This window comes from Enterococcus sp. DIV0682 (genome assembly GCF_051712685.1).
GTDB lineage: Bacteria > Bacillota > Bacilli > Lactobacillales > Enterococcaceae > Enterococcus > Enterococcus faecalis.
This window is the reverse complement of the sequence record NZ_JBIOPK010000001.1, coordinates 1,489,022-1,513,614: the sequence shown is the minus strand read 5'-3', so window position 1 is coordinate 1,513,614 and position 24,593 is coordinate 1,489,022. Positions and strand designations below refer to the sequence as shown.

The 24,593-nt window shown below is 37.6% G+C and carries 19 protein-coding genes; 17 read left to right on the top strand and 2 right to left on the bottom strand.

What is annotated here, in order from left to right:
• Positions 1 to 6 precede the first annotated feature (6 nt).
• The 11 genes from IGK96_RS07250 (at position 7) to fur (ending at position 16,727) form a co-directional block, all read left to right on the top strand.
• Positions 7 to 1,383 carry a transglutaminase-like domain-containing protein gene (locus IGK96_RS07250; protein ID WP_085443348.1) on the top strand — a complete coding sequence of 459 codons (1,377 nt, stop codon included), beginning with the start codon at positions 7 to 9 and terminating at the stop codon, positions 1,381 to 1,383.
• A 17-nt stretch (positions 1,384 to 1,400) separates the two neighbouring features.
• A complete protein-coding gene (locus tag IGK96_RS07245) occupies positions 1,401 to 3,053 on the top strand; it encodes a peptide ABC transporter substrate-binding protein (protein WP_002398278.1) in 1,653 nt (550 codons plus the stop codon).
• Between the two features lie 309 nt (positions 3,054 to 3,362).
• Positions 3,363 to 4,196: a PRD domain-containing protein gene (locus IGK96_RS07240; protein WP_002357655.1), complete on the top strand. Its 834-nt coding sequence runs from the start codon at positions 3,363 to 3,365 to the stop codon at positions 4,194 to 4,196.
• Between the two features lie 36 nt (positions 4,197 to 4,232).
• Positions 4,233 to 6,230 carry an N-acetylglucosamine-specific PTS transporter subunit IIBC gene (gene nagE, locus IGK96_RS07235; protein WP_002374894.1) on the top strand — a complete coding sequence of 666 codons (1,998 nt, stop codon included), beginning with the start codon at positions 4,233 to 4,235 and terminating at the stop codon, positions 6,228 to 6,230.
• Between the two features lie 226 nt (positions 6,231 to 6,456).
• Positions 6,457 to 7,074, top strand: a complete 618-nt coding sequence (locus IGK96_RS07230; RefSeq protein ID WP_002357646.1) for a lysozyme family protein — start codon at positions 6,457 to 6,459, stop codon at positions 7,072 to 7,074.
• Between the two features lie 128 nt (positions 7,075 to 7,202).
• Positions 7,203 to 9,539: a cation-translocating P-type ATPase gene (locus tag IGK96_RS07225; RefSeq protein WP_085443347.1), complete on the top strand. Its 2,337-nt coding sequence runs from the start codon at positions 7,203 to 7,205 to the stop codon at positions 9,537 to 9,539.
• Positions 9,540 to 9,855: 316 nt separating this feature from the next.
• Complete coding sequence (dnaG, locus tag IGK96_RS07220; protein ID WP_002380276.1) at positions 9,856 to 11,742, top strand: DNA primase; 1,887 nt, start codon at positions 9,856 to 9,858, stop codon at positions 11,740 to 11,742.
• A gap of 107 nt (positions 11,743 to 11,849) precedes the next feature.
• The gene (rpoD, locus tag IGK96_RS07215) at positions 11,850 to 12,956 is read left to right on the top strand and encodes an RNA polymerase sigma factor RpoD (protein ID WP_002360364.1); all 1,107 of its coding nucleotides are present in this window, start codon (positions 11,850 to 11,852) and stop codon (positions 12,954 to 12,956) included.
• A 151-nt stretch (positions 12,957 to 13,107) separates the two neighbouring features.
• Positions 13,108 to 15,207: a cell division site-positioning protein MapZ family protein gene (locus IGK96_RS07210; protein ID WP_104846649.1), complete on the top strand. Its 2,100-nt coding sequence runs from the start codon at positions 13,108 to 13,110 to the stop codon at positions 15,205 to 15,207.
• 73 nt (positions 15,208 to 15,280) lie between these two features.
• On the top strand, positions 15,281 to 16,162 hold the full coding sequence (locus IGK96_RS07205) for a CvfB family protein (protein WP_002361792.1): 882 nt from the start codon (positions 15,281 to 15,283) through the stop codon (positions 16,160 to 16,162).
• Positions 16,163 to 16,277: 115 nt separating this feature from the next.
• Positions 16,278 to 16,727 (top strand): ferric iron uptake transcriptional regulator, encoded by a 450-nt coding sequence (fur, locus tag IGK96_RS07200; protein ID WP_002357640.1) that lies wholly within the window; start codon positions 16,278 to 16,280, stop codon positions 16,725 to 16,727.
• A 46-nt stretch (positions 16,728 to 16,773) separates the two neighbouring features.
• On the opposite strand, the gene gap is transcribed toward fur, so the two are convergent.
• Positions 16,774 to 17,784, bottom strand: coding sequence for a type I glyceraldehyde-3-phosphate dehydrogenase (gap, locus tag IGK96_RS07195; RefSeq protein ID WP_071646701.1), 1,011 nt, complete (start codon positions 17,782 to 17,784; stop codon positions 16,774 to 16,776).
• Positions 17,785 to 18,071: 287 nt separating this feature from the next.
• Here gap and obgE point away from each other — a divergent pair, with 287 nt between their 5' ends.
• From obgE to IGK96_RS07170, 5 genes are all read left to right on the top strand, one after another.
• A complete protein-coding gene (gene obgE / locus IGK96_RS07190; protein WP_002384537.1) occupies positions 18,072 to 19,388 on the top strand; it encodes a GTPase ObgE in 1,317 nt (438 codons plus the stop codon).
• 138 nt (positions 19,389 to 19,526) lie between these two features.
• Positions 19,527 to 19,829 (top strand): hypothetical protein, encoded by a 303-nt coding sequence (locus IGK96_RS07185; protein WP_010828787.1) that lies wholly within the window; start codon positions 19,527 to 19,529, stop codon positions 19,827 to 19,829.
• A 26-nt stretch (positions 19,830 to 19,855) separates the two neighbouring features.
• Positions 19,856 to 21,154 carry a PTS sugar transporter subunit IIC gene (locus IGK96_RS07180; protein WP_002363934.1) on the top strand — a complete coding sequence of 433 codons (1,299 nt, stop codon included), beginning with the start codon at positions 19,856 to 19,858 and terminating at the stop codon, positions 21,152 to 21,154.
• Positions 21,155 to 21,372: 218 nt separating this feature from the next.
• Complete coding sequence (locus tag IGK96_RS07175; protein ID WP_002380280.1) at positions 21,373 to 21,918, top strand: TetR/AcrR family transcriptional regulator; 546 nt, start codon at positions 21,373 to 21,375, stop codon at positions 21,916 to 21,918.
• Between the two features lie 142 nt (positions 21,919 to 22,060).
• The gene (locus IGK96_RS07170; protein WP_002357632.1) at positions 22,061 to 22,435 is read left to right on the top strand and encodes a YxeA family protein; all 375 of its coding nucleotides are present in this window, start codon (positions 22,061 to 22,063) and stop codon (positions 22,433 to 22,435) included.
• 43 nt (positions 22,436 to 22,478) lie between these two features.
• On the opposite strand, the gene IGK96_RS07165 is transcribed toward IGK96_RS07170, so the two are convergent.
• A complete protein-coding gene (locus IGK96_RS07165) occupies positions 22,479 to 23,228 on the bottom strand; it encodes a peptidylprolyl isomerase (protein ID WP_033625667.1) in 750 nt (249 codons plus the stop codon).
• A 181-nt stretch (positions 23,229 to 23,409) separates the two neighbouring features.
• Here IGK96_RS07165 and IGK96_RS07160 point away from each other — a divergent pair, with 181 nt between their 5' ends.
• A complete protein-coding gene (locus IGK96_RS07160) occupies positions 23,410 to 24,501 on the top strand; it encodes a DUF871 domain-containing protein (RefSeq protein ID WP_002360357.1) in 1,092 nt (363 codons plus the stop codon).
• Positions 24,502 to 24,593: the final 92 nt, after the last annotated feature.

Genomic DNA, 24,593 nt, shown 5'->3' with positions numbered 1-24,593 from the left:
AAGCAAATGAAGTATGATTTAAAGTATCTTAGTGTTCCTTTGCCTGAGGAAATTCAAAGGGTGAAAGAATTTGGCGATTTTGCAAGTGCGGATATTGCCATTGATTTTTGGTTGACAAAAGAACTTCCGCAGGCATTAAAAGAACGTTTGATAATTGAAAAAGATGTCATTAAAATGATGCGTATGAATGAGTATCCTCATAGCTTTGCAAAAGCTGATCAAATGATGAGAGACACTTTTCAGGATTATCAAACAGAGGAATTAATTCGTTTAAAAGAAACGGGATTAGTGGACTGGGTTTATATTGACGGTGAACCGTATTTCCAACTTCGATTTTTGGCCAATTTAATTAAAACAAATGCGGCATATGTTGCACGTTTGTGGGAAGCAGAAAGCAATCAATTAGAAATTCTCCGCAAAAAAGAACTAAAAGAGAACATCGAACAAATGCAAAAAAACGGTGGTAGAAAAGTGAAAACAACAATTAAAGCCACCATTCAGGTGAAAAAAGAATTTGAGCGTCCAGGTGAGCGTGTTCGTGTCCATTTGCCGCTGCCCAAAGCGTGTCAACAACAATCAGAAATTGAAATCCTAGCTACGTCACCTGAGGAAACCTATATTGCGGCAGAAGATGCGCCTCAACGAACACTGTGTTTTGAAACAATCTTAAAAGAAAATCAAACGTTTACAGTTGAATATTGTTATGTTAATCGGATGGTTTACCAACAGTTAGAAGAAAGTAACGTAGACAAAATGCAACCAAGCTTTGATTTGGAGGAACAGTTACCGCATATTCGATTCACGCCTTATTTAAGAAATTTAGCAGATGAGATTGTGGGCGATGAAAGTAATCCCTTAAAAAAGGCACGCTTGATTTATGACTTTGTGACGACAAAGATTCATTATTCTTTCATGCGTGAATATTTTACAATTACCAATATTTCAGAGTATGCTGCAACTAATTTAAAAGGTGACTGCGGCGTGCAAGCGATTTTGTTTATCACGCTTTGTCGGATTGCAGGGATACCAGCCAAATGGCAATCGGGATTATATGTTTCTACACATTATACAGGCTGTCATGATTGGGCACAATTTTATATAGAACCGTACGGCTGGCTCTTTGCGGATTTATCTTTTGGCGGAGGTGCTTACCGAGACGGGGATAGACAGCGGTGGAATCATTATTTCGGCAATTTAGATGTTTTTAGAATGGTCGCAAATAGTGAGATCCAGGCAGACTTTCACCCGGCAAAAATGCAATTGCGTGCAGACCCAATTGACAACCAGCGGGGAGAATTTGAGTACGAAAATGAGGGCTTGCCCTACGCATGCTTGATAGTTTCGCAAGAACGGCTTTCCATGGAAGAGTTACCGTTTGATTGACACATAGGGGGAATAGTATGAAAAAGTTAAAAATGATGGGGATTATGTTATTTGTTAGTACGGTCTTGGTAGGTTGTGGCACAACAGCAGAAACAAAAAGAGACGAGAAAGCAACTGAGAAAACCAGTGTCTCGAAAAAAGTTTTAAATTTAATGGAGAACTCGGAAATCGGTTCAATGGATTCTATTTTTACACAAGATGAAGCCAGTATTAACGCACAGTCCAATGTCTTTGAAGGGTTATATCAATTGGATGAAAAAGATCAACTAATACCAGCTGCTGCTAAAGAGATGCCAGAAATTTCTGAGGATGGCAAACGATATACCATTAAACTAAGAGAAGATGGCAAGTGGTCCAATGGTGATGCTGTCACAGCCAATGATTTCGTTTTTGCTTGGCGTAAATTAGCGAATCCCAAAAACCAAGCCAATTACTTTTTCTTGTTAGAAGGAACGATTCTGAACGGAACAGCTATTACAAAAGAGGAAAAAGCACCAGAGGAATTGGGTGTCAAAGCGCTTGATGATTATACTTTGGAGGTTACTTTGGAAAAGCCTGTACCATATTTTACGTCCTTATTGGCATTTTCTCCATTTTTCCCACAAAACGAAGCATTCGTGAAAGAAAAAGGACAAGCCTATGGCACTTCTAGTGAAATGATTGTATCTAATGGTCCGTTTTTAATGAAAAATTGGGATCAGTCAGCGATGTCGTGGGATTTTGTGCGTAATCCCGACTATTACGATAAAGAAAAAGTAAAATCAGAAACGATTCATTTTGAAGTTCTTAAAGAAACCAATACCGTTTATAATTTGTACGAATCAGGTGAATTAGATGTGGCTGTCTTAACAGGAGATTTTGCTAAACAAAATCGAGACAACCCAGACTATGAAGCAATCGAACGGTCAAAAGTATATTCCTTACGTTTAAACCAAAAAAGAAACGAAAAACCATCCATTTTTGCAAATGAGAATGTCCGCAAAGCTTTAGCTTATGCTTTGGATAAAAAAAGTTTAGTCGATAATATTTTAGCAGATGGCTCAAAAGAAATTTATGGGTACATTCCAGAAAAATTTGTATATAACCCAGAAACGAATGAAGATTTTCGTCAAGAAGCAGGCGCCCTTGTCAAAACAGACGCCAAAAAAGCCAAAGAGTATTTAGATAAAGCAAAAGCAGAGTTAAACGGAGATGTAGCCATTGAACTTCTTTCAAGAGATGGTGATAGTGACCGAAAAGTTGCTGAATTTATCCAAGGCCAGTTACAAGAAACGTTGCCTGGTCTCACTATTAATGTCAAAACAGTTCCTTTAAATAATGCGATTGAATTAATGAGAAAAGGGGATTATGAATTGTCTGTTGGCATGTGGGGACCCGATTATCAGGATCCAATGACTTTCTTAGAAAGCTCAGTTAGTGGTAACCGTATGAACTATTCTAGCCCAACGTTTGATCAACTAATTGAAGAAGCAACAACTAAATACGCAAATGATCCTGAAACTCGTTGGCAAACATTAATTAAAGCTGAAAAAGTCTTGGTGGAAGAAGATGCCGCTTTAATTCCTTTATACCAAGAGGCCCGTAGTCAGCTTGTACGACCAGGTGTCAAAGGTATTCAGTATCATAACTTCGGTGCAACGAGCACATATAAGTATGCCTATAAAGAATAAATTAGTGAACAAAAGTACCTTTAGCTGAAGGTACTTTTTTTCCGATAAGAGCTTCTTTTTTGTTAATAGTCAACAATTAATAAAAAAATAATTGAAAAAGGTTGACAAAAATAATGATACTCGTTAGAATAAGCACTGTTAACAAATGAATAGCGTTTTCATGTGACTAGATAATACTAGGCATGGAAGAATTTCGTAATACAATGTGGTGTACAATGGTTACGCAACATGTTTAACGGGATTGTTCTATGCTTTTTTTGTTGTTTTCACTGAAAATGTTAGAATTACTTCTGCAGAAGAGGGTCATTTATGAAAATTAAAAAGGTGCTAAATCAAAATGCTGTACTTGTTCTTGACGAAGGACAGGAGAAAGTAGCTGTCGGTAAAGGCGTCGGGTTTAATAAGACTAAAAATGATGTCTTATCTCGACAATTGGTGGAGCGGATGTTTGTGATGGAGCCAGAAGGACTGAAAAAACTTCAAGTACTGCTATCACAAATTGAAGACAAATACTTTTTAGCGAGTGAAGAAATTATCCAACATGCTGAAACGGTATTGGGTGAAAAGTTGAATGAACATATTAATATTGGGTTGAGTGATCACATTGCTTTTGCAGCTGAAAATATTCAAAATAATATTATTGTTCGGAACAAGCTTTTAAGTGAAATTGAGATTTTATATAGTGAAGAATTTGCTATTGCTCAATGGGCTGTAGAATATTTAACACAAACCTTAGAGATTCCATTTAGTTATGATGAAGCGGGATATATTGCAATTCATATCCATAGTGCTCGCAGCGGGCGTACTGATAATAGTAAAAGTATCCGTGAAGTTACAATCGTTTCTGAAATTATTCATTTAATCGAGCAGGAATTGGCTATTGATATTCATGATGACAAAAATAGTCTCAGTTATTCACGTTTGGTGAATCATTTACGTTTGTTTATTCATCGCTTCCAACAAAATCAATATGCTGTTTTAGATGAAGAAATTTTGGAAGTCGTAAAGAAAAAGTATGCTGAAAGCTATGAAATCTCAAAAAAAGTACAAGTCTTATTAATGAGAAATTTTCATTATCAAGTACCAAATGAAGAACTTGGTTATTTATCGATTCACATTGAACGATTAAGAATGACCAAATAATAAAAATTAAATAGTTTATGTGAGGAGTTACGTATAATGAAAGCGTATATGCAAAGAATGGGACGTTCGTTAATGTTACCAGTTGCTGTATTACCGGCGGCTTCTTTATTAGTCGGTATTGCCAACTGGATCGTGGGAACAATCGGCGCTAGTCCAGCCACAACTTTTCTAATGAATGGTGGTTTGGCTATCTTAAACAACTTAGCATTATTATTTGCGGTTGGTTTAGCGTTAGGAATGTCAAAAGATAAAGATGGATCGGCAGCATTAGCTGGTTTAGTCGCTTATTTAGTGCCAAAAACTGTTTTAGCGCCTGCTTCTATCCAAGCCATTAAAGGCTTCAAGGATATTGCTGAAGTAAACCCAGCCTTCAACAGCATGGACAACAATGTCTTTGTCGGGATTGTCGCTGGTTTAGTTGCTGCGGCAATGTATAATCGTTTCTCTGGTGTGAAATTGCCAATGGCTTTATCATTCTTTAGTGGAAAACGTTTAGTTCCTATTATGTCAGCTATTTCGATGTTAGCAATCTCAGCTGTCTTATTCTTCTTCTGGCCAGTTGTTTATAACGGATTAGTTGCTTTTGGTAAAGGAATCTCTAGCTTAGGTTTCGTAGGAGCTGGCTTGTATGGTTTCTTTAACCGACTATTAATTCCAACAGGGTTACACCATGCCTTGAATTCTGTTTTCTGGTTTGATGTTGCTGGTATCAATGATATTGGGAACTTTTTAGCTGGTCAACAAGCGTTAGATACTGGTAAAGCAATTGTAGGACAAACAGGGATGTACCAAGCTGGTTTCTTCCCAGTAATGATGTTTGGTTTACCAGCAGGCGCGTTTGCAATTTATCAATGTGCACGTCCTGAGAAGAAAAAAGTTACAGCTTCATTAATGTTAGCTGCTGGTTTTGCGGCTTTCTTTACAGGCGTAACTGAACCTTTAGAATTCTCATTTATGTTCGTTGCTTGGCCTTTATATGTTTTACATGCAGTCTTTACAGGTATTTCTTTAGCATTCGCTGCGTTTATGCATTGGACAGCTGGCTTTGCCTTTAGTGCAGGTTTTGTAGACTTCTTCTTAAGTTTGAAAAACCCAGTCGCGAATCATCCAATGATGTTGGTGGTTCAAGGACTTGTCTTTGCAGCAATTTACTACTTCGGTTTCCGTTTTGCAATCACTAAGTTTAACTTAATGACACCAGGACGTGAAGAAGGCGATGGCGAAGAAACGCCAGATGTTGCAGAAGGTGACAACAAATTTGCTTCTCTAGCTCGTCGTATTTATGATGGTTTAGGCGCTGATGCTAATGTAACTTCTATTGATAACTGTACAACTCGTTTACGCTTAACAGTGAAAGATACAGGCAAAGTGGATCAAGCAAAAATTAAAGCAACTGGGGTTCCTGGTGTGAAAGTCATTGATGACACCAATATCCAAGTGATCGTTGGTACGGAAGTACAATTTGTTGCTGACGAAATGCAACGATTATATAACCACCAAGCGCCAGCAACACCAGTCAAAGAAACACCTGTTTCTCAACCAGTTGTTGAAGAAAAAGCACCAGTTTCAACAAAAGAAACTGAATTATATTCTGTAGCGAATGGGAAAGTTATTCCTATTTCTGAAGTACCAGATGATGTTTTCTCAGCAAAAATGATGGGTGACGGTTTTGCTGTCGTTCCAACAGACGGCGAAGTTTCAACACCCGTTGCTGGTAAAATTACTAGCATTTTCCCAACAAAACATGCGTTAGGTATCCAAACAGATTCAGGCATTGAAGTATTATTACACATGGGTCTAGATACTGTTGAGTTACAAGGTGGACCATTTACATTACATGTTGAAGAAGGCCAAGTTGTAAAACAAGGCGATAAAATTGCAACCATTGATTTAGCCGCATTAGAACAAGCTGGCAAAAAATCAGATTTAATTGTTGTTTTCACAAATCAAGATATCGTTGCTCAATACGATTTACAAAAAGCAGGTCAAACGACTTCAATGAATGATGTAATCGGGAATGTTACCGTAAAATAAAAGTAAAAAAGGGCTAGCCGTAAGGCAGCCCTTTTTTTGATGAAATTCGATAAAATTACTTGTTATTCTATTCTAGGTGAAAACGTTCAATCTTGCGAAGTTACGGTTTGTTCACAAAAAAGTTACTTTTATTAAATAAAACTAAAGAAGTAACAAAAACTTCGCTTTTTTCAGTTATTTCAAGTAACATAGAACGTATCTTAAAAGAAAAAGTTTGGATGATTCGATGCGTAGAGTAAGAAAAATAATTTATAAAATCATGCTACTTTTGTTTGTTGGTTTAGTTGCTGGTCTTGGCTATCTTGGCTATAAAATACATCAAAATGTTGAAACGGTAATGACCTTTGAAAAACAAGTAGAAGCAGAAGTCAAAAAAAATAAAATACCTGAATACAAAACATTAGCTTTAGCGATTATCTATACAGAATCTAAAGGGAAATCTGGCGATATTATGCAGAGCAGTGAAAGTGTTTATGGACAACAAGAAGTGATTGAAACACCAGAGGAAAGTATCGCACATGGCGTCAAATTTCTCGCGGAAGCGTTAGCGAAAGCAAAAGAAGCTGGCTGTGATGAGTGGACAGGCGTACAAGCATATAATTATGGACTGGATTATATTCAGTTTGTTAAAGAACGCGGCGGGAAACACACGACAGAGTTAGCAGAAGAATATTCAAGAGAAGTCCTTTCACCGTTGCTAGGGAATGACCAAAATACGAAATATCGTTATTATCGTTGGCAAGCGTTAGTTTACAATGGTGGTTACCTTTATCAAAATGGTGGCAATATGTTCTATGCGGAAATTGTCAAAATGAATCGTTGGTTTATTGAAAAGTTAAATTAAAACGAGAAAAGTCTAAAGAATTCTTTCAACTTACAGGAATTTTTTAGGCTTTTCTTGCAGTTTCATGAAAATGCAAGTAAACTAGAAGGGATGTAACTGATTAATTGAAAAGGTAGGGAAAGAGCTGGATGTTGAATAAAGTCGACCTGAAAAAAGGGTTAAGTACAGAAGAAGTTGCCAAGCAGAAAGAGTTAGGCCTTCAAAATAATTATGAGGAAAATGTAGCGAAATCTACAAAAAATATTATTTTTGATAACGTCATGACGTTATTCAACTTTTTAAACTTTGCAATCGCTGTTTGTTTACTATTTGTCGGAGCGTATTCCAATCTGGCTTTCTTAGCGATTATTATTGTGAACATGTCAATCGGGATTTTCCAAGAAATTCATGCCCGTAATTTAGTTCAAAAATTATCTATTGTGGCAAAAGAAAATGTTCATGTTGTTCGAAATGGCGTACAACAAGAAATTGATACAAAAGAACTAGTTATGGAAGATATTGTTATTATCTCTGCAGGGGAACAAGTTCCTTCTGATATGGAAGTTATTGACGGTAAAGTCGAAGCGAATGAAGCGTTGTTAACAGGTGAATCAGATTTAATTGAAAAGGAAATCGGCGATACCTTGCTTTCTGGAAGTTTCATTGTTAGCGGACAAGCCTATGCCCGTGTTATCCACGTTGGTGCCGAAAATTATGCTGTGAAAATCACCCAAGAAGCCAAAGTGCATAAACCAATTCAATCAGAGTTAGTCAATTCGATTCGTAAAGTCTCTAAATTTACAAGTTGGGTGATTATTCCTCTAGGGATTATTTTATTTGTTGAAGCTTTTTGGTTAAGAGATGCTGGCATTAAAACATCTGTTGTTGCTTCTGCAGCTGCTTTGTTAGGGATGTTACCAAAAGGATTAGTACTATTAATTAGTATTGCGCTGACAACAGGTGTCATTAAGTTAGCCAAAAAACGTATTCTAGTACAAGATATGTACTCAATTGAAACATTGGCCCATGTGGACACTTTGTGTTTAGATAAAACTGGAACGATTACAGAAGGTAAAATGAAAGTGCAAAAGGCGATTATCTTGCATGACAAATATGAAGAACTCTTCCCACAGATTATCGGAAGCTACCTATCTGAAAGTACAGATAATAATATTACAATGCAAGCAATTCGTGATCATTATGAAGTATCCAATCGATTTGGCGCAAAAGAAGTCTTGGCTTTTTCTTCTGAACGAAAATGGGGGGCTATTGAATTTCCAGAAATTGGGACAGTTTATTTAGGAGCTCCTGAGCGTTTGGTAGACGATAGTCGGTTGCCAGAAGCTGTTTTTACAGCACAAGAGAATGGTTATCGCGTCTTGATGTTAGCTATTGCGGAGCAACAACCGTTAAACGAAACCAAAATGCCTTATTTAGAGCCATTAGCAATTCTAGAAATTGATGATCCAATTCGCCAAAATGCCAAAGAAACACTGGCTTATCTAAAAAAAGAAGGAATCGACTTAAAAGTAATTTCTGGTGATAATCCGGTGACTGTTTCAAATATTGCTCGTCGTGCTGGGCTACCCGGTTATGAGTCTTATATTGATTTGTCGACCAAAACGACAGAAGCAGAAGTGCGTGAAGCGGTTCAGCAATACACAGTGTTCGGACGTGTATCGCCTCAGCAAAAACGAACCATTGTACGTGAGTTGAAAGACACAGAGCATGTGGTGGCGATGACCGGCGATGGGGTCAACGATGTTTTAGCGTTACGAGAAGCGGATTGTAGTATCGCTATGGCAGAAGGAGATGGCGCTACTCGGCAAATTTCTAATCTAGTTTTGCTAGATTCTGATTTTACAACGTTACCAGATGTCTTGTTTGAAGGACGGCGTGTGGTAAATAATGTAACCCGAGTTTCCAGCGTTTTCTTCATTAAAACGATTTATTCGTTTATTCTCTCAATCATTTGTGCTTTAACGGCCATTGCGTTCCCGTTCATTCCGATTCAAGTGACCTTGATTGATTTAGCAATTGAAGGATATCCAGCCTTCTTCTTATCTTTCGAAGGGGACAAACGAAAAGTTGTCGGGAAGTTTTTACCAACGGCTTTGAAAAATGCGTCTGTTAATGCGCTTTTAGTTGTAGCGAATATTATTGCTGTTTATCTGATTGGACAAAATCAAGGATTTTCTTCTTTAGACACCACGACGTTAATGTATTATTTATTAGTTGGAATTAGCTGTATGGCTGTTGTTCGAGCATGTCTGCCTTTAAATCCATTACGCATTTTCTTGGTTTTCAGTACCATTATTGGTATTTATGTAGCAGCTATGTTATTCCACAACATTTTAGAAATTGGTTTCTTAACTTTGCAAACAATGGGTCTCTTCTTTATTATGATGGCCATTAATATTGTGGTGCGTGTAGCAATTGGTTTCGTACAAATGAAACGTGCTGGAAAAACAATTAAAGATTTATAAAAAACAGAGGTTGAGCTAAAAGTATTCGTCTCCAGAAATGCAGTTCTTCTTTAAATCTTGAAGGAAGTCGGAGCAAGCTTGATGTTTAACTGATTATTTTAAGAGTTAGTGTCTGGGGCAGGAGTCAGGATGACTTTTGTCCTAGATACTTTCTTTTTTTGTTGAGTTGAAACAAGATACTTGAAAAACAGCGATTATGTGATACAATAAATCATGTGTAAATGTGTCCATTGGAATTCGCACTGAAATGACAGTGCGTTTTTTAAACGGTCAATCACATGAGTTAGCACAATGCTATTCTTAGGAGGTGAGGACAATGGCACAACGCATTCCTCAGGAAGTCATTGAGGAAGTTCGTCACCGAACGAATATAGTAGATATTATTGGGCAGTATGTCCAGTTAAAAAAATCCGGTAAAAATTATATGGGTTTATGTCCGTTTCACGAAGAACGTTCCCCTTCATTTTCAGTAGCAGAAGACAAACAAATTTTTCACTGTTTTGGCTGCGGGAAAGGTGGAACTGTTTTTAATTTCTTGCAAGAAATTGAAGGCATTAGTTTTCCAGAATCCGTGAAACGTGTTGCAGATTTGGAACATTTATCTGTGGACTTTGATTGGTCAGAGCCGCGTGAAGTAGCGGATACCCCAGAAAACCAACAAAGACGGAGTTTGTTACAACTGCATAGTAAAGCCGCAGAACTTTACCATCATATTTTAGTGAATACTAAAATTGGCGAACCCGCATTAAACTATTTATTAGAGCGGGGGTTAACACAAGAACTAATTGAGACCTTTCAAATTGGATTTGCGCCGCAAAAACGTGATTTCTTAAGTCAAGTTTTTAAAAACGAACAACTGGATGAAACGCTTTTTGAGCCTTCTGGGCTGTTTGTCCAAAGAGATAACGGTACGTTTTTGGATCGTTTCTATCAACGAATCATGTTTCCAATTAATGATCCCCAAGGCAATGTCATCGCCTTTTCTGGTCGCTTGTTAAAAACAGCTGATTTTCCAGGGGATGAGATGCCTAAATACTTGAATAGTCCTGAAACAACACTTTTTAATAAGCGAGAAACGCTGTTTAACTTTGATAAAGCCAGAAAAGAAATTCGTAAAGAAAATACGGTCTTGCTTTTTGAAGGATTCATGGATGTTATCGCTGCTTGGCAATCAGGCGTAAAAAGTGGCGTGGCTTCAATGGGGACTAGTTTGACCAATGAACAAATTCGGCGTTTGGAACGGGTCGCTAAGGAAGTAGTTATTTGTTACGATGGCGATAATGCCGGTGTTCAAGCCACAAACCGTGCGATTCAATTATTGCAAGAAAACAGTCATTTTGACTTGAGTATTGTCAGCATCCCTGAAAAGCTGGATCCTGATGAATATGTGCGGAAATATGGCGCAGAAGCTTTTCAAAATTTGGCCAATCATGGCCGAGAAACAGTTTTTAGTTTTAAAATGAACTATCATCGGTTAACTAGAAACATGAATAACGAAAAAGAACAATTGGATTATGTGAACGAATTGTTACGGGAGTTAACCAATGTTCAATCTCCCTTGGAACGTGATCGTTATTTAAACCAAATTGCTCAGGAATTTCAACTTTCTGTTCATAGTTTAGAAGAACAATTCAATCAATTGAAGCAAGAGCAACGTTCAGTCCAACGGCAAGAAAGGCAACAATTTTATCAAGATGAAATGATGCCACCACCAATGGAAGAACCTGTTTTTGAAGAGAATCACGTCCAGAACAAGTTACCGTTAACCCAAGTTCAAAAAGCAGAACGTTCATTATTATTTCGTTTAATGAATGAACAAGGAGTACGGCAAACCGTTCAACAATTGCCAGATTTTTCGTTCGCTCATGATGAATACCAAGAATTATATTTCTTGCTAGAAAGTTATGCGACACTGCATCAAAGTTTCGACATTGCCGATTTTATTAATTTCTTGCAAGATAATCAAACCAAACAATTAGCAATTGAAATTGCGTATCAGAATTTATCGGAAGAAAGCTCTGAGCGAGAAGTTGCCGATTTATTACATGTAATTGCCTTATCAAGTATTGCAGAGGCAATTGAGCAGAAAAAGATTCAACAGCAAGAAGCAAAACGAGTGGGCAACCAACAGCTTGAAGCCGAATTAACAATGGAGATTATCCAATTGGCTCGACAGCTTAAAGCTCAACGAACATTTACTTAAGCAATAAATGAATAGAACTAAGCGTTTTGTTCATTTTATTTTGATAAGTCCGAGTGATTTATCAGTTATTTCAAGCGTGAACCGAAAAATGAAGGGGGCCTTCTTTCATGGAAAAAGAAACAAGTAAAAAATATGAAGCTGCAGTGGCAGCATTTATCAAAGAAAACAAGCCTAAAGGAACAGTGGTTTATGATGATTTAGCGAATCAATTAGCCACACCGTATACTTTGGATGCAGAAGCTATGGAAAAATTGATCCAAAAAGTTGAAGATGCTGGTATCAGCGTAGTCGATGAAAATGGAGACCCAAGTGAACATAGCTTGAAAAAAGATGAAAAAGAAGCGGAAAAGGCCCAAGCAGAAGACTTATCTGCGCCAACAGGTGTTAAAATTAATGATCCCGTGCGTATGTACCTAAAAGAAATTGGGCGCGTTCAATTATTAACTGCTGCAGAAGAAGTTGAATTGGCACTTAAAATTGAAGAAGGCGATCAAGAAGCAAAACAACGTTTAGCAGAAGCTAACTTACGTTTGGTTGTTTCAATTGCCAAACGATATGTAGGTCGTGGTATGCAATTCTTGGATTTAATTCAAGAAGGTAATATGGGCTTAATGAAAGCTGTTGAAAAATTTGACTACCGTAAAGGGTTCAAATTCTCTACGTATGCTACTTGGTGGATTCGTCAAGCGATTACGCGGGCAATTGCGGACCAAGCTAGAACAATTCGAATTCCTGTTCACATGGTTGAAACAATCAATAAATTGATTCGGATTCAACGCCAACTATTGCAAGATTTAGGTAGAGAACCAACGCCAGAAGAAATTGGTGCGGAAATGGATTTACCAACAGAAAAAGTTCGTGAAATCCTAAAAATCGCACAAGAGCCAGTCTCTTTAGAAACACCAATTGGTGAAGAAGATGATTCACATTTAGGTGATTTCATTGAAGACCAAGATGCTACAAGTCCTGCTGAACATGCAGCTTACGAATTGTTAAAAGAACAACTAGAAGATGTTCTGGATACTTTAACAGACCGTGAAGAAAATGTTTTACGTTTACGTTTTGGTTTAGATGATGGTCGGACACGTACGCTAGAAGAAGTCGGAAAAGTTTTCGGTGTCACTCGCGAACGTATTCGTCAAATTGAAGCAAAAGCGTTAAGAAAACTAAGACATCCTTCTCGTTCAAAACAATTAAAAGACTTTTTAGAATAAACATACCGTTTAGCGGCTCTTTTCGTGCATGCGAGAAGAGCCGCTTTTGATTTTTAAAAAGTCTCTAAATGTCATTGCTAGTTATTGGAAGAAGGCGCAAGTTGTGGTAAATTAGAAGTAATGGAATATTAGCAGAATGTGAGGCGGAAGAATGACAAAGAAATGTCCGAAGTGCGGGAACGAATTCGATGCAGAATTAACGACCTGCCCAACATGTGGCTATTCACTAACTGACACAACAGTTGATAAAAAAGAAGCGGAAACGACTTCAACAAATATAGATTTTAAAACACAGGAAAATGAACAACATGAAGATCAATTAAATGAGAATATTGAATGGTCTGAGTTAAAAGATATGAGCTTAGGCCATGTGATGGAACTGTTTGGCGAATCACCTGAAGAAGAAAGTAATGATGACAAAAAAGAAGAGTCGATAGAAGATAACTTAATAGTCTCTGATTCAGAGGATGTTTCTGATTCAGAAGCAGTGCTTCAAGAAGGGGCTAGTGAGGAGACTCATGATTCGGTGGAGGAAACGATACCAGCGACAGAAGCGATGCCTACTCATTCAACAGAAGAAAAACTAGCAACGGACGAAGCAGTTAATTTAGAGGAAACAACAGAAGAAACAACAGAAGAAACAACAGAAGAAACAACAGAAGAAACAACTACTGTTGAAGCAGAAACAGCTGAGGTATCTGAGACAGTGAAGTCAGAAGAGGAAGCTTTAACAGAGATTTCAGGAACTGAAGTTATCTCTACCACTTCTGAAGAAGAAATTTTTTCACAACCACCGATAGAAGATCAAGATGTAACACCAAACGAAACTTTGCAAGCTTATATTCAAGCGCATCGAGCAGATACAGAAATGTCTGAAAATCCATCAGAAGAAACAGCAGAGACCCAAGAGTTAGAAAACAGCGGTGAGGCAGTATTAACCCAAGCCGAAACACCAACTGAATCCATTTCAGATTCTGAAGAAGGGTTAACAAGTGCAGCGTCGCTAGAGGAACCGAGCGAAGCTGATACAACCGAGGAAAAAGTTTCAGATTCAGGTGTGATACCACCGATGAATGAAACTGGGAATGCTCAACCAGCGCCTGCTCCGAAGAAACCATCAAAAAAAGTAGTTTTCGTTGCGCTTGCGGTTGTTTTATTAGCTGGAGGTAGTGCTTGGGCGTATCATGATCAAACGCAAAAAGCTGCCGCACAAGAGGCGGCGGCACTAACCAAGAAAACAGATACGCTGAAAGATGAACTAGCAGCCTTTTATACCACGAAGGAGCAAGTTTTTATTAAACCAGATATGGTGACTGTTAGTCCAGAAAAACTCTCAAAACAAGTCGCGGAAATTAAAGATTCAGAAGAGTATTCTCAATTAAATAAACAAATTCAAACATTGAAAGAGAAGCAACAAACCATTCAACAAATCAACCAATTATTTGAGGCGCCGATTGTCAATGGCAATGAGTTGAAACCGGCGATTCTAGCGGCTGATCAACCAATTTCCGTAAAGAAATTAACAGGAAATGATCCATTTGACCAATTGATGAACCAAGCAATCGATCAAGCGAACCAACAATACAACCAATTACAAAAAGCTAAAAAAGCAGTCGAGGTCATTTATAAAGATGGAAAAACTACCAATCAGCTGAATCGAGACACGTATCAAGCTGCTAAGGCAGAAGTAGATAAAGTAACAAGTGATAAGCTGAAAAAAGAACTGGTCAAACAAGTCACGACAGCTGACCAAGCGTTAACCAAGGTTGAAGAAGAACAGAAAAGAATTGCAGAAGAACAAGCTGCCGCAGAGCAAGCAAAACAAGCAGAAGAACAAGCGAAACAAGCTGCTGCCGCGAAAAAAGAGAACGCTAAGAAGGAAGAAACAGCGAAAACAGAAGCGAATGGCTACACGGCGCCGAACAGTGACGGGGTTTACACTAGTCCGCTTTATGCGCCAGATGCTGCCGATATCGCTGATAGTAGCAATCCAGCGTGGACATGGGCACCAGGTGTGAAAGAAAAAGTCTTAGACACAGTGATTGCTCGTGGCTATGTGGTTCCTGGCGGATATTCTTTAGAACCTGCCAAAATTGTGAATGGCGAAGGTTACTACAATCTTTATGCAACAAACAATCAATCAAAATTATTAGAAGGCACTACAGAGAAAAATGTTCACATGTATTTAGTTACAATCAATGCTAAAACAGGTTGGTTCAAAGGGAACGCTTCTCGTAATGCAGGGCAATAAAAGAAAATAAAAACAATCGAACAAAAGCGGAAATCTTTTGTTCGATTGATTTTCCTTGAGGAGTTAATGATAAATGAGAGAATTACTAGCAACAACATTTACCGGCATTGTGGTCGATGAAAATGAACAATTTTATTTTGTTCAAAAAAATGGCATCACATTCCGTTTAAAAAAAGAAGAAGGTACGCATGCTATAGGGGAGGCTGTAGAAGGGTTTGGTTATTTAAATCAAAAACAAGAGCCAGCACTGACAACTACAATTCCTACTGTGCGCATTGGTAGCTATGGCTTTGGTACTGTCACAGGAACGAGACGTGATTTAGGTGTCTTTGTAGACGTTGGCTTACCAGATAAAGATGTCGTTATTTCGTTGGATGAATTACCAACTATGCGGGAACTTTGGCCTAAAAAAGAAGACCGAGTAATGGTTACTTTAAAAGTGGACAGTAAAGACCGCATTTGGGGCGAATTAGCAGATGAAAAAGTCTTTAAAGCCATGGCAAAACGTGGGAATGCTGAAATGCAAAACCAAAACTTAACTGGGCATGTGTATCGTCTGAAACTTGCAGGAACGTATATTTTAACTGATGATTTATACATTGGATTTATCCATCCTTCTGAACGATTCCAGGAACCACGTTTAGGTGAAAAAGTAGTGGGACGTGTGATTGGCGTGCGGCCGGACGGCGTATTGAATCTTTCATTAAAACCAAGAAGTCATGAAGTAATCAGCGATGATGCGTTAATGATTCTAACTTTCTTAGAAAGAGCAAACGATCACCAAATTCCTTTCACCGATAAATCAAGCCCTGATGAAATTAAACAAACCTTTGGCATTAGTAAAGCTCAATTTAAACGCGCTTTAGGTCATTTAATGAAACAAAAATTAATTAAACAAGAAGATGGTAAAACAATTCTAATTGGCTCGTTGGAACAATCAAAAGAAAAAAATTAAGGTAGCTAATTGAGAATATCTTGCAAATTACAGTTATTTCTTTTATAATTATTTTAATTTGATTGATAAATTAAGTTTCTTAATTTGTAATCATTCTAAACAAGGAGCTGTAATAATGGATTCGACTGCTGCTTTAAAAAAGACAAAAAAACAATTACATGAATCAGGCTTTAAATTAACACCACAACGGGAAGCAACCGTACTTGTATTATTGGAAAATGAAAAAGATCATTTATCAGCAGAAGAAATTTACTTCTTGGTAAAACAAAAAAGTCCGGAAATTGGTCTAGCAACAGTCTATCGAACGCTAGAAATTTTAACAGACTTAAAAGTCGTTGATAAAGTGAGCTTTAACGATGGTTTAGCTCGCTATGATTTAAGAAAAGAAGGCGCCAAACACTTTCACCACCATTTGTTATGCTTAGAATGTGGCACAATTGAGGAAGTGGAAGAAGACTTGCTTGGTGAAGTAGAGCAAATTGTTGAAAGTCGGTATCATTTTTTAGTCAAAGATCATCGCTTAACTTTTCATGGTATTTGTCAAAGTTGTCAAAGTAAACATTAAAAAAACTGCCTTGCATTAATTTATGCAAGGCAGTTTTTTATTGGCATTATAAATTAGCGAATTTTTCCAATAAGCGAATCATTTGGCAAGTAAAACCATATTCATTGTCATACCAAGCCACAGTTTTCACCAACTGGAAATCGCCAGCTGTCGTTACTTCTGTTTGCGTTGGGTCAAAAATCGAACCTTCTGTCGTGCCGATTATGTCCCCAGAAACAATTTCACGATCATCATAACCGAAAGAAGGGTTATCAATGGTGTGTTTTTTCATTGCTTCATTTACTTGATCAGCTGTTACTTTTGTTTTTAAAATGCTAACTAATTCTGTTAAGGATCCATCCACAACGGGAACACGTTGGGCATGGCCTTGTAATTTTCCATTAAGTTCTGGAATAACTAAGCCAATTGCTTTAGCAGCACCAGTTGAATGGGGAATAGTATTGTCTGCAGCAGAGCGTGCCGCACGAAGATTTCCGCCACGAACAGGGCCATCTAATAGCATTTGTGTTGATGTGTAGGCATGGACAGTTGTCATGGTACCAACTTCAATACCGAATTCATTATTTAAGAAGTAAGCCATCGGTGCTAGACAGTTTGTCGTACATGAACCAGCAGAAATGATTTTATCGTTGGCATCAAGTGTATCATCATTGACGTTGTAAACGATTGTTTTCATTGCGCCTGCAGGAGCAGAGATAACCACACGTTTCACACCTGCATCTAAATGAGCTTGTGCTTTTTCTTCAGAAGTATAAAAACCTGTACATTCAAGGACAATGTCTACTCCGTTTTCTTTAACCCAAGGGATTTTACTTGCATCTGGTTCTGCGTAGACATGGGTTTCTTCGCCGTCAACAACAATGCCATTTTCAGTGGCTGTCACGGTGCCAGGATAGGTGCCATGCGTAGAGTCAAATTGTAATAAGTGAGCCAACATTGTTGGGCTAGTCAAATCATTGATAGCCACAACTTCAATATCATCAGAAACTTCTTTTATTCGGCGAAAGGCTAAACGACCAATTCTTCCAAAACCGTTAATTCCTACTTTGACTGTCATAACAAAAATTCCTCCTTTAGATGTTTGTGTTTCTTTGGACCCTTGCTGAAAAAGTGATTTTCTTCAACTATCTATAGTATGAACCTCTAAAATTTTTTTGTCAAAAGACTGATAGCGAAGCGACAAAAAGAAAGCGAAAGATTCATGAGAAATTTTGCTTTTTCCAACGATAACTAACTAGAATTGCTAGACAAACGGTTGTTTTCCCGATACAATAATAAAGACTTTCGAATCATGCTTTTTGAGGTGATTAAAGATAGTAGAAGTAGAATAGGAGGACAAATTATATGTCCATGTTTTTAGATCAAGTGACGATTGATGTCAAAGCTGGTAAAGGCGGCGACGGAATGGTTGCTTTCCGTAGAGAAAAATATGTACCAGACGGGGGTCCCGCTGGTGGTGATGGCGGTCGCGGTGGCGACGTTGTTTTAGTTGTTGAAGAAGGATTACGCACATTAATGGATTTCCGGTTTAATCGTCATTTTAAGGCGACACCTGGAGAAAATGGTATGAGTAAAGGAATGCACGGTCGTGGTTCAGAAGATTTACTTGTCAAAGTTCCACCAGGTACAACAGTTCGTGATGCAGAAACTGGAGCTTTAATTGGGGATTTAATTGAGAATGGTCAGACCTTAGTAGTAGCAAAAGGCGGACGCGGTGGTCGCGGGAATATTCGCTTTGCTTCCCCAAGAAATCCTGCACCAGAAATTGCCGAAAACGGCGAACCGGGTCAAGAACGTAAAATCGAATTAGAATTAAAAGTTTTAGCAGATGTTGGCTTAGTTGGGTTTCCTTCTGTAGGGAAATCAACGTTACTCTCTGTTATCTCGTCCGCTCGTCCGAAAATTGGTGCCTATCATTTTACGACGTTAGTTCCAAACTTAGGGATGGTGACTACTAGTGATGGTCGAAGCTTTGCTGCAGCAGATTTGCCAGGCTTAATTGAAGGAGCTTCTCAAGGTGTCGGCTTAGGAACACAGTTCTTACGCCACATTGAACGGACGCGTGTTATTTTACATGTCATTGATATGAGTGGCATGGAAGGACGCGATCCTTACGAAGATTATTTGGCAATCAATAAAGAATTGGCTTCACACAATTTACGCTTGATGGAACGACCTCAAATTATTGTTGCCAATAAAATGGACATGCCTGAAGCAGAAGAGAATTTAGCGAAATTTAAAGAGCAACTTGCGAAGGAACGCACCGATGAGTATGCCGATGAGCTACCTATTTTCCCAATCTCTGGGGTTACTCGTAAAGGTATTGAACCTTTATTAAATGCAACAGCTGACTTGTTGGAAGTAACGCCTGAATTCCCATTATATGAAGATGAAGTGGTAGAGGAAGAAACCGTTCGTTATGGCTTCCAACCAGAAGGTCCAGAATTTACGATTGATCGTGAACCAGATGCTTCATGGGTTTTATCTGGTGAAAAATTAGAAAAATTATTTGAAATGACGAATTTCGATCATGATGAAACAGTAATGCGTTTTGCACGTCAATTACGTGGTATGGGTGTCGATGAGGCATTACGAGCACGTGGCGCGAAAGATGGCGACATTGTTCGGATTGGTAATTTTGAATTTGAATTTGTCGAATAAGCATAAAACCAGTTCACTCAGTGAACTGGTTTTTTATTTTAAAATTAGTATTAAATCACCGAATAGATTGAAATAATATTTTTAATAGCTTATAATTTTAAATGTAACAAAATAACAAACGAAAGGAGCGAAATTGAAATGGAAAACAATCAAGCAATGGTTCCTAAGTTTTCAGTTAAAAGTGCCGGTTTTCTTTTTAGTATGGGGCTCTTATGTGGTGTCCTGTTGCCGAGTGTTTTATTATGGACTTTCGATCTGCCGTTTAATATTGGTGCCATGATTTTTTTGCCTGTTGGGATTGCTTTTGCGTTAGCGTATAGTCATTATTTTATTGAAACGAAAACAGGTTTTTGTAAGCGTTTTATTTGGTTGTTTTTAATTTCTCTTATTTTATTAGAGCTTATCTCTTATTTATGGCTGATTAAAGGAGTTATTTTTTAAGAGAAAAACAGAGGAGAGTGTTATTTATGTTAGATAAACTGACTGTTTGGATTGAAAATCATCTAGCTGGACCAATGGCTAAAATTGCCAATCAGCGCCATTTACGTGCGGTGCGGGATGGGATTATTGCGACATTACCTTTAATTATTGTCGGTTCTTTTTTTCTAATTATTGCGTTTCCGCCGTTACCAGAATCTTGGGGCATTACTCAATTTTTAACAAGTAATGCTGCTACAATTTTACTGCCTTACCGAATGACAATGTACATTATGGCGTTATATGCGACTTTTGGCATTGGCGCTAGTTTAGCGAAATCATATAATCTTGATCAAGTCTCTGGAGGGATTTTGGCTACGATTGCTTTTTTATTAACATTAGTACCTGTAGCGATTCCTGAAGAAGCCAGTAAAGCAGCTGGCGTTTCTGGGTTTGTTTTACCAATGGCTAATTTGGGTGGTGCAGGGATGTTTGTCGGGATTGTGACGTCAATTATTGCTGTCGAAATCTATCGAGTGACAGATAAGTCTAAGTTCAAAATTACAATGCCTGATAACGTTCCACCTGCTGTTGCTCGTTCATTTGAATCATTGACTCCGACGTTAATTGTCATGTTATTGATTGGTTCAATCACTTATTATTTAGGCTTTGATTGGCACACATTTGTGGGGAACTTGGTGGGACCACTAGTTCAAGCAGCGGACTCTTTATTGAGTGTCTTGCTGTTAGTCTTTTTAACCACATTTTTCTGGTTCTTTGGGATTCACGGCGCTTCAATCGTAGGATCGTTGGCGCGTCCTCTATGGCTACAACTATTAGAGGAAAACACGACTGCTAAAGCAGCTGGCGAAGCATTACCTCGGATTGCGGCAGAACCTTTTTACCAATGGTTTATTTGGATTGGTGGTGCTGGAGCCACAATTGGTTTAGCTATATTATTAGCCTTCCGGGCAAAATCAGAATATGGTTCAAAACTAGGAAAAGCTATTTTAGCACCGTCTATTTTTAATATTAATGAGCCAGTTATTTTCGGTGTACCGATTGTCTTAAATCCGATTTTAATGATTCCTTTTATCTTTGCACCAATGGTTTTAGCAACGATTGCTTGGTTTGCCACAAAATTAGGTTTAGTAAGTGAAGTTGTCTTTACCGCTCCTTGGACCTTACCAGGACCAATTGGCGCCTTTATGGCGACAGGCGGCGATTGGCGTGCTGCTGTTTTGAATATTGTTTTAATTCTAGTGGCCATCTTGATTTACTATCCGTTCTTTGTAGCTTATGATAAAAATGAGCTTGCCAAAGAACAAGGCAAACAAATAGAAGAATAAAGAGTGCAGCCGTTTAGTGTCCAGAACAAAAGGTGATGACCTTTTGTTCTGGACCTATTTGTTTATAGGTGATGAAAATTCTCAATTTTTTTGAAATGTATAGAAAATTTTGAGAAAAGAAACGCATAAAAAAGTGTAAAATATTATATATATAATGAAAATGGTTTTCTTTTGTGTGAACATAATAAAGTTATTGTTAACTAAAAGAGAAAAGGGGTATGAAAATGGTTAGAACGAAGGTATATACAAAGGAAAAAATCTTAAACGTAGCTGAAAAAATTTTAGTAGATAAAGGTTTTTCTAATTTAACTGCTAGAAATATTGCAGACACTATGGGGATTTCTACGCAGCCAATTTATTTAGAATTTGTCAACATGGACGATTTAAAACGAACCTTAATTAAATCGTTATTTCATCGTATGCAATTATTTTATAAAGCAGATGTCGGTGCCTCAGACCCAGTGATTGCATTGGGTCTGAACTTTATATTATTTGCCCAAAAACATCAAAAAATCTATACGGCGTTATTTATGAAAGCACATGGTTATGAAGAAGAATTGCAGCAAATGCTTCAAGCTTTTTTTGAAGAGCGTTTATTATTGGATAAAAAATATGTACAAATGGACAAAGGAAAATTTGTCGAATTATTTCCTAAAATGGTGGTAATCTATTTAGGTTTAGCCACAGCGGTTACAATGAAAACAATTGACTTAACTAAGAATCAAGAAATTCAATTATTAAGTCAATTATTGATAGAAGAGTAGTGTTTTATTATTTATTCAAAATAACAAAAATACGACATAAGTCTGAGGAAAAACTGGTCGTTGCGCCCGAGGAAGGATTGTTTAAAACTTGCTATACTTTGGAAGAAGTAACAGAGAATAATTACTCGGGAGGATTTATGTGATGAAATTTATTAAATTTTTAGTGGTGACAGCAATTGTTATTGGTGGTGGTTTATTTGGGGCGAAGTTTTACGCAGAGAAGAACTCTGGCGAATTAGCTGGTGTGTTAGATCAATTAAATCCATTGGTTAAAGAAGGAAATGTGTATGTTAAAACAAAGAAAGCCGATAGCGTTAATGGCTATGGAATTGCTAGTTATACGCAAGTAGCCGCAGATGAGGAAGGCAAAACGCGAGAAATAACTTTCACAGCGGACCATGAATTAAAAACAGATCATTATCTAAAAGTCTCAAATAAAGGGGCCCACATCAATACGTATGAAGAGGTCAATCAAGACCAAGTACCAGAAAAGGCATTACAAGCGATTCAAAAATAACAAAAAGTCAGAACGTATCTTCAGCGTACGTTCTGACTTTTTGTTATTTTTTTGCTTCTTGAAGAATATTGATTTTTTCAATTTTAACATCGGTTTTTGGTTTATCGTTGGCACCAACTTCGACTTTGGCAATTTTATCGACAATATCCATTCCTTTGGTTACTTGACCGAAAACAGTATGTTTTTTATCAAGAGAAGGATAGCCGCCTTTTTTGTAAGCATCAATGATTGCTTTTGGATAATCATCATATAAAAGACCATCAGATTGATCATCTGTATTTTGGACAATAAAGAACTGACTGCCGTTAGTATTAGGTCCTGCATTCGCCATTGATAATGCGCCACGAATGTTATATAACTGGTTTGAAAATTCATCTTCAAATGGTTTATTCCAGATGCTGTTTCCGCCAGTTCCATCACCGCTAGGATCGCCACCTTGGATCATAAAGTTATTGATGACGCGGTGGAAAGTCAAGCCATCATAATAGCCATCTTTGGCATGTTTCATAAAGTTCTCGACAGTTTTTGGAGCCTGTTTAGGAAATAGTTTGATTTCAATATTTCCCATTGAAGTAACCATTTGGACTAAGTCTTGATCTTCGGCAACTTTGTCATCTAGTTGTGGTAAATCTAGTGAATTTAAGTCGACCGAATCCTTTGTTTTGCTTTCACTGGATTTAGCGATAGAATCACTCGTTGCGGTCGTGCCTTTATTATTGGTCGTGTTACAGCCTGCTAAAAGCAAGGTGAATGCTGCAACTGAAGCAACAGCAAGCATTTTCTTATGTTTCATCTGTTTTCCTCTTCCTTTCACACTGACAATTAGGTTCTTTTTTATCATAACAAAAGAGAAGATAACAAACCAGTGGAATTTTTATAAGATTTCCTATAGGAAAGGTGTAGACCACTTTTGTTTTTTTTGTTACAATGTAAGCAGATACATTATTATGTTTTACAATTTAGGAGGCAATCACATGGGAAAATTAGGTATTTCAATTTATCCAGAACGTTCAACATTTGAAAAGGACAAAGCATATTTGGATTTGGCTCATAAATACGGCTTTAAGCGTGTCTTTACTAGTTTATTGCAAATCAATGATGATCGGGAAAAGGTATTAGCAGAGTTTAAAAAAGTCGTAGATTACGCCAACCAATTAGGTATGGAAGTGATGGTCGATATTAATCCTGCATTGTTCGAACAATTAGGCATCTCTTATGATGATTTATCATTTTTCCATGATATGGGCGCTTACGGTATTCGTTTAGATCTTGGTTTTACTGGGCAAGAAGAGGCGAATATGACAAGAAACCCTTATGGCATTAAAATTGAAATTAATATGAGTTCAGGGACAAGCTATGTAGATAATATTATGGCCTACTCACCAAACACAGAAAATTTACTAGGCTCACATAATTTCTATCCACATCGTTATACAGGCTTAGGCTATGAGCATTTTGTTTATTGTTCAGAAAAATTTAGAAAATATAATTTAAATACGATGGCGTTTGTGAACTCACACGATGCTACATTTGGACCATGGCCGACACAAGATGGATTATGTTCTTTGGAAGACCACCGCGATTTAGAAATTGCAACGCAAGTTAAGCATTTAGTTTTAACAGGGTTAATCGATGATATTTCTGTCGGAAATGCTTATGCCTCAGAAGCAGAATTAGCAGCAATGGCAGAAGCCTTTCATGCACCGTATCCTTCGATCAAAGTGGATACAGAACCAGAAATCACAGAAGATGAAAGAATTGCATTGTTCGATAACTTACACAGTTATCGTGGAGATCGTTCTGATTACGTTTTGCGTTCAACAATGACACGTGTTTACTATAAAGATCGTCCTTTCCCAGCTCATACAACGAGAGATATTGTTCGAGGCGATGTCTTGATTGACAACGTTGGCTATGGACAATACAAAGGGGAAACACAAATTGCTTTAAAAGAAATGAAAAATGATGGCCGTGTAAATGTGGTTGGTCGTATTTCTGATGACGAACGTTTCTTATTAGAATTTTTGAAACCATGGTCAAGTTTTAAACTTATTGAAAATAAATAATTTTTAGTTTCCTATAAATAGATAAGTGGAGCATAGCGTAAAAGGTAACATTTTTGTGCTATGCTTTTTTTGTCGCAACAAAATTGTCTCAT

Excerpts from the sequence above, each read along its gene's own strand:
- IGK96_RS07185 (WP_010828787.1), top strand. The coding sequence starts at position 19,527 with ATGGAAAACAATCAAGCAATGGTTCCTAAGTTTTCAGTTAAAAGTGCC.
- gap (WP_071646701.1), bottom strand. The coding sequence starts at position 17,784 with ATGACAGTCAAAGTAGGAATTAACGGTTTTGGAAGAATTGGTCGTTTA.
- IGK96_RS07240 (WP_002357655.1), top strand. The coding sequence starts at position 3,363 with ATGAAAATTAAAAAGGTGCTAAATCAAAATGCTGTACTTGTTCTTGAC.
- IGK96_RS07170 (WP_002357632.1), top strand. The coding sequence starts at position 22,061 with ATGAAATTTATTAAATTTTTAGTGGTGACAGCAATTGTTATTGGTGGT.
- IGK96_RS07230 (WP_002357646.1), top strand. The coding sequence starts at position 6,457 with ATGCGTAGAGTAAGAAAAATAATTTATAAAATCATGCTACTTTTGTTT.
- IGK96_RS07250 (WP_085443348.1), top strand. The coding sequence starts at position 7 with ATGAAGTATGATTTAAAGTATCTTAGTGTTCCTTTGCCTGAGGAAATT.
- obgE (WP_002384537.1), top strand. The coding sequence starts at position 18,072 with ATGTCCATGTTTTTAGATCAAGTGACGATTGATGTCAAAGCTGGTAAA.
- IGK96_RS07160 (WP_002360357.1), top strand. The coding sequence starts at position 23,410 with ATGGGAAAATTAGGTATTTCAATTTATCCAGAACGTTCAACATTTGAA.
- IGK96_RS07180 (WP_002363934.1), top strand. The coding sequence starts at position 19,856 with ATGTTAGATAAACTGACTGTTTGGATTGAAAATCATCTAGCTGGACCA.
- IGK96_RS07210 (WP_104846649.1), top strand. The coding sequence starts at position 13,108 with ATGACAAAGAAATGTCCGAAGTGCGGGAACGAATTCGATGCAGAATTA.
- IGK96_RS07225 (WP_085443347.1), top strand. The coding sequence starts at position 7,203 with ATGTTGAATAAAGTCGACCTGAAAAAAGGGTTAAGTACAGAAGAAGTT.
- fur (WP_002357640.1), top strand. The coding sequence starts at position 16,278 with ATGGATTCGACTGCTGCTTTAAAAAAGACAAAAAAACAATTACATGAA.
- nagE (WP_002374894.1), top strand. The coding sequence starts at position 4,233 with ATGAAAGCGTATATGCAAAGAATGGGACGTTCGTTAATGTTACCAGTT.
- IGK96_RS07175 (WP_002380280.1), top strand. The coding sequence starts at position 21,373 with ATGAAAATGGTTAGAACGAAGGTATATACAAAGGAAAAAATCTTAAAC.
- dnaG (WP_002380276.1), top strand. The coding sequence starts at position 9,856 with ATGGCACAACGCATTCCTCAGGAAGTCATTGAGGAAGTTCGTCACCGA.
- IGK96_RS07245 (WP_002398278.1), top strand. The coding sequence starts at position 1,401 with ATGAAAAAGTTAAAAATGATGGGGATTATGTTATTTGTTAGTACGGTC.
- IGK96_RS07165 (WP_033625667.1), bottom strand. The coding sequence starts at position 23,228 with ATGAAACATAAGAAAATGCTTGCTGTTGCTTCAGTTGCAGCATTCACC.
- rpoD (WP_002360364.1), top strand. The coding sequence starts at position 11,850 with ATGGAAAAAGAAACAAGTAAAAAATATGAAGCTGCAGTGGCAGCATTT.
- IGK96_RS07205 (WP_002361792.1), top strand. The coding sequence starts at position 15,281 with ATGAGAGAATTACTAGCAACAACATTTACCGGCATTGTGGTCGATGAA.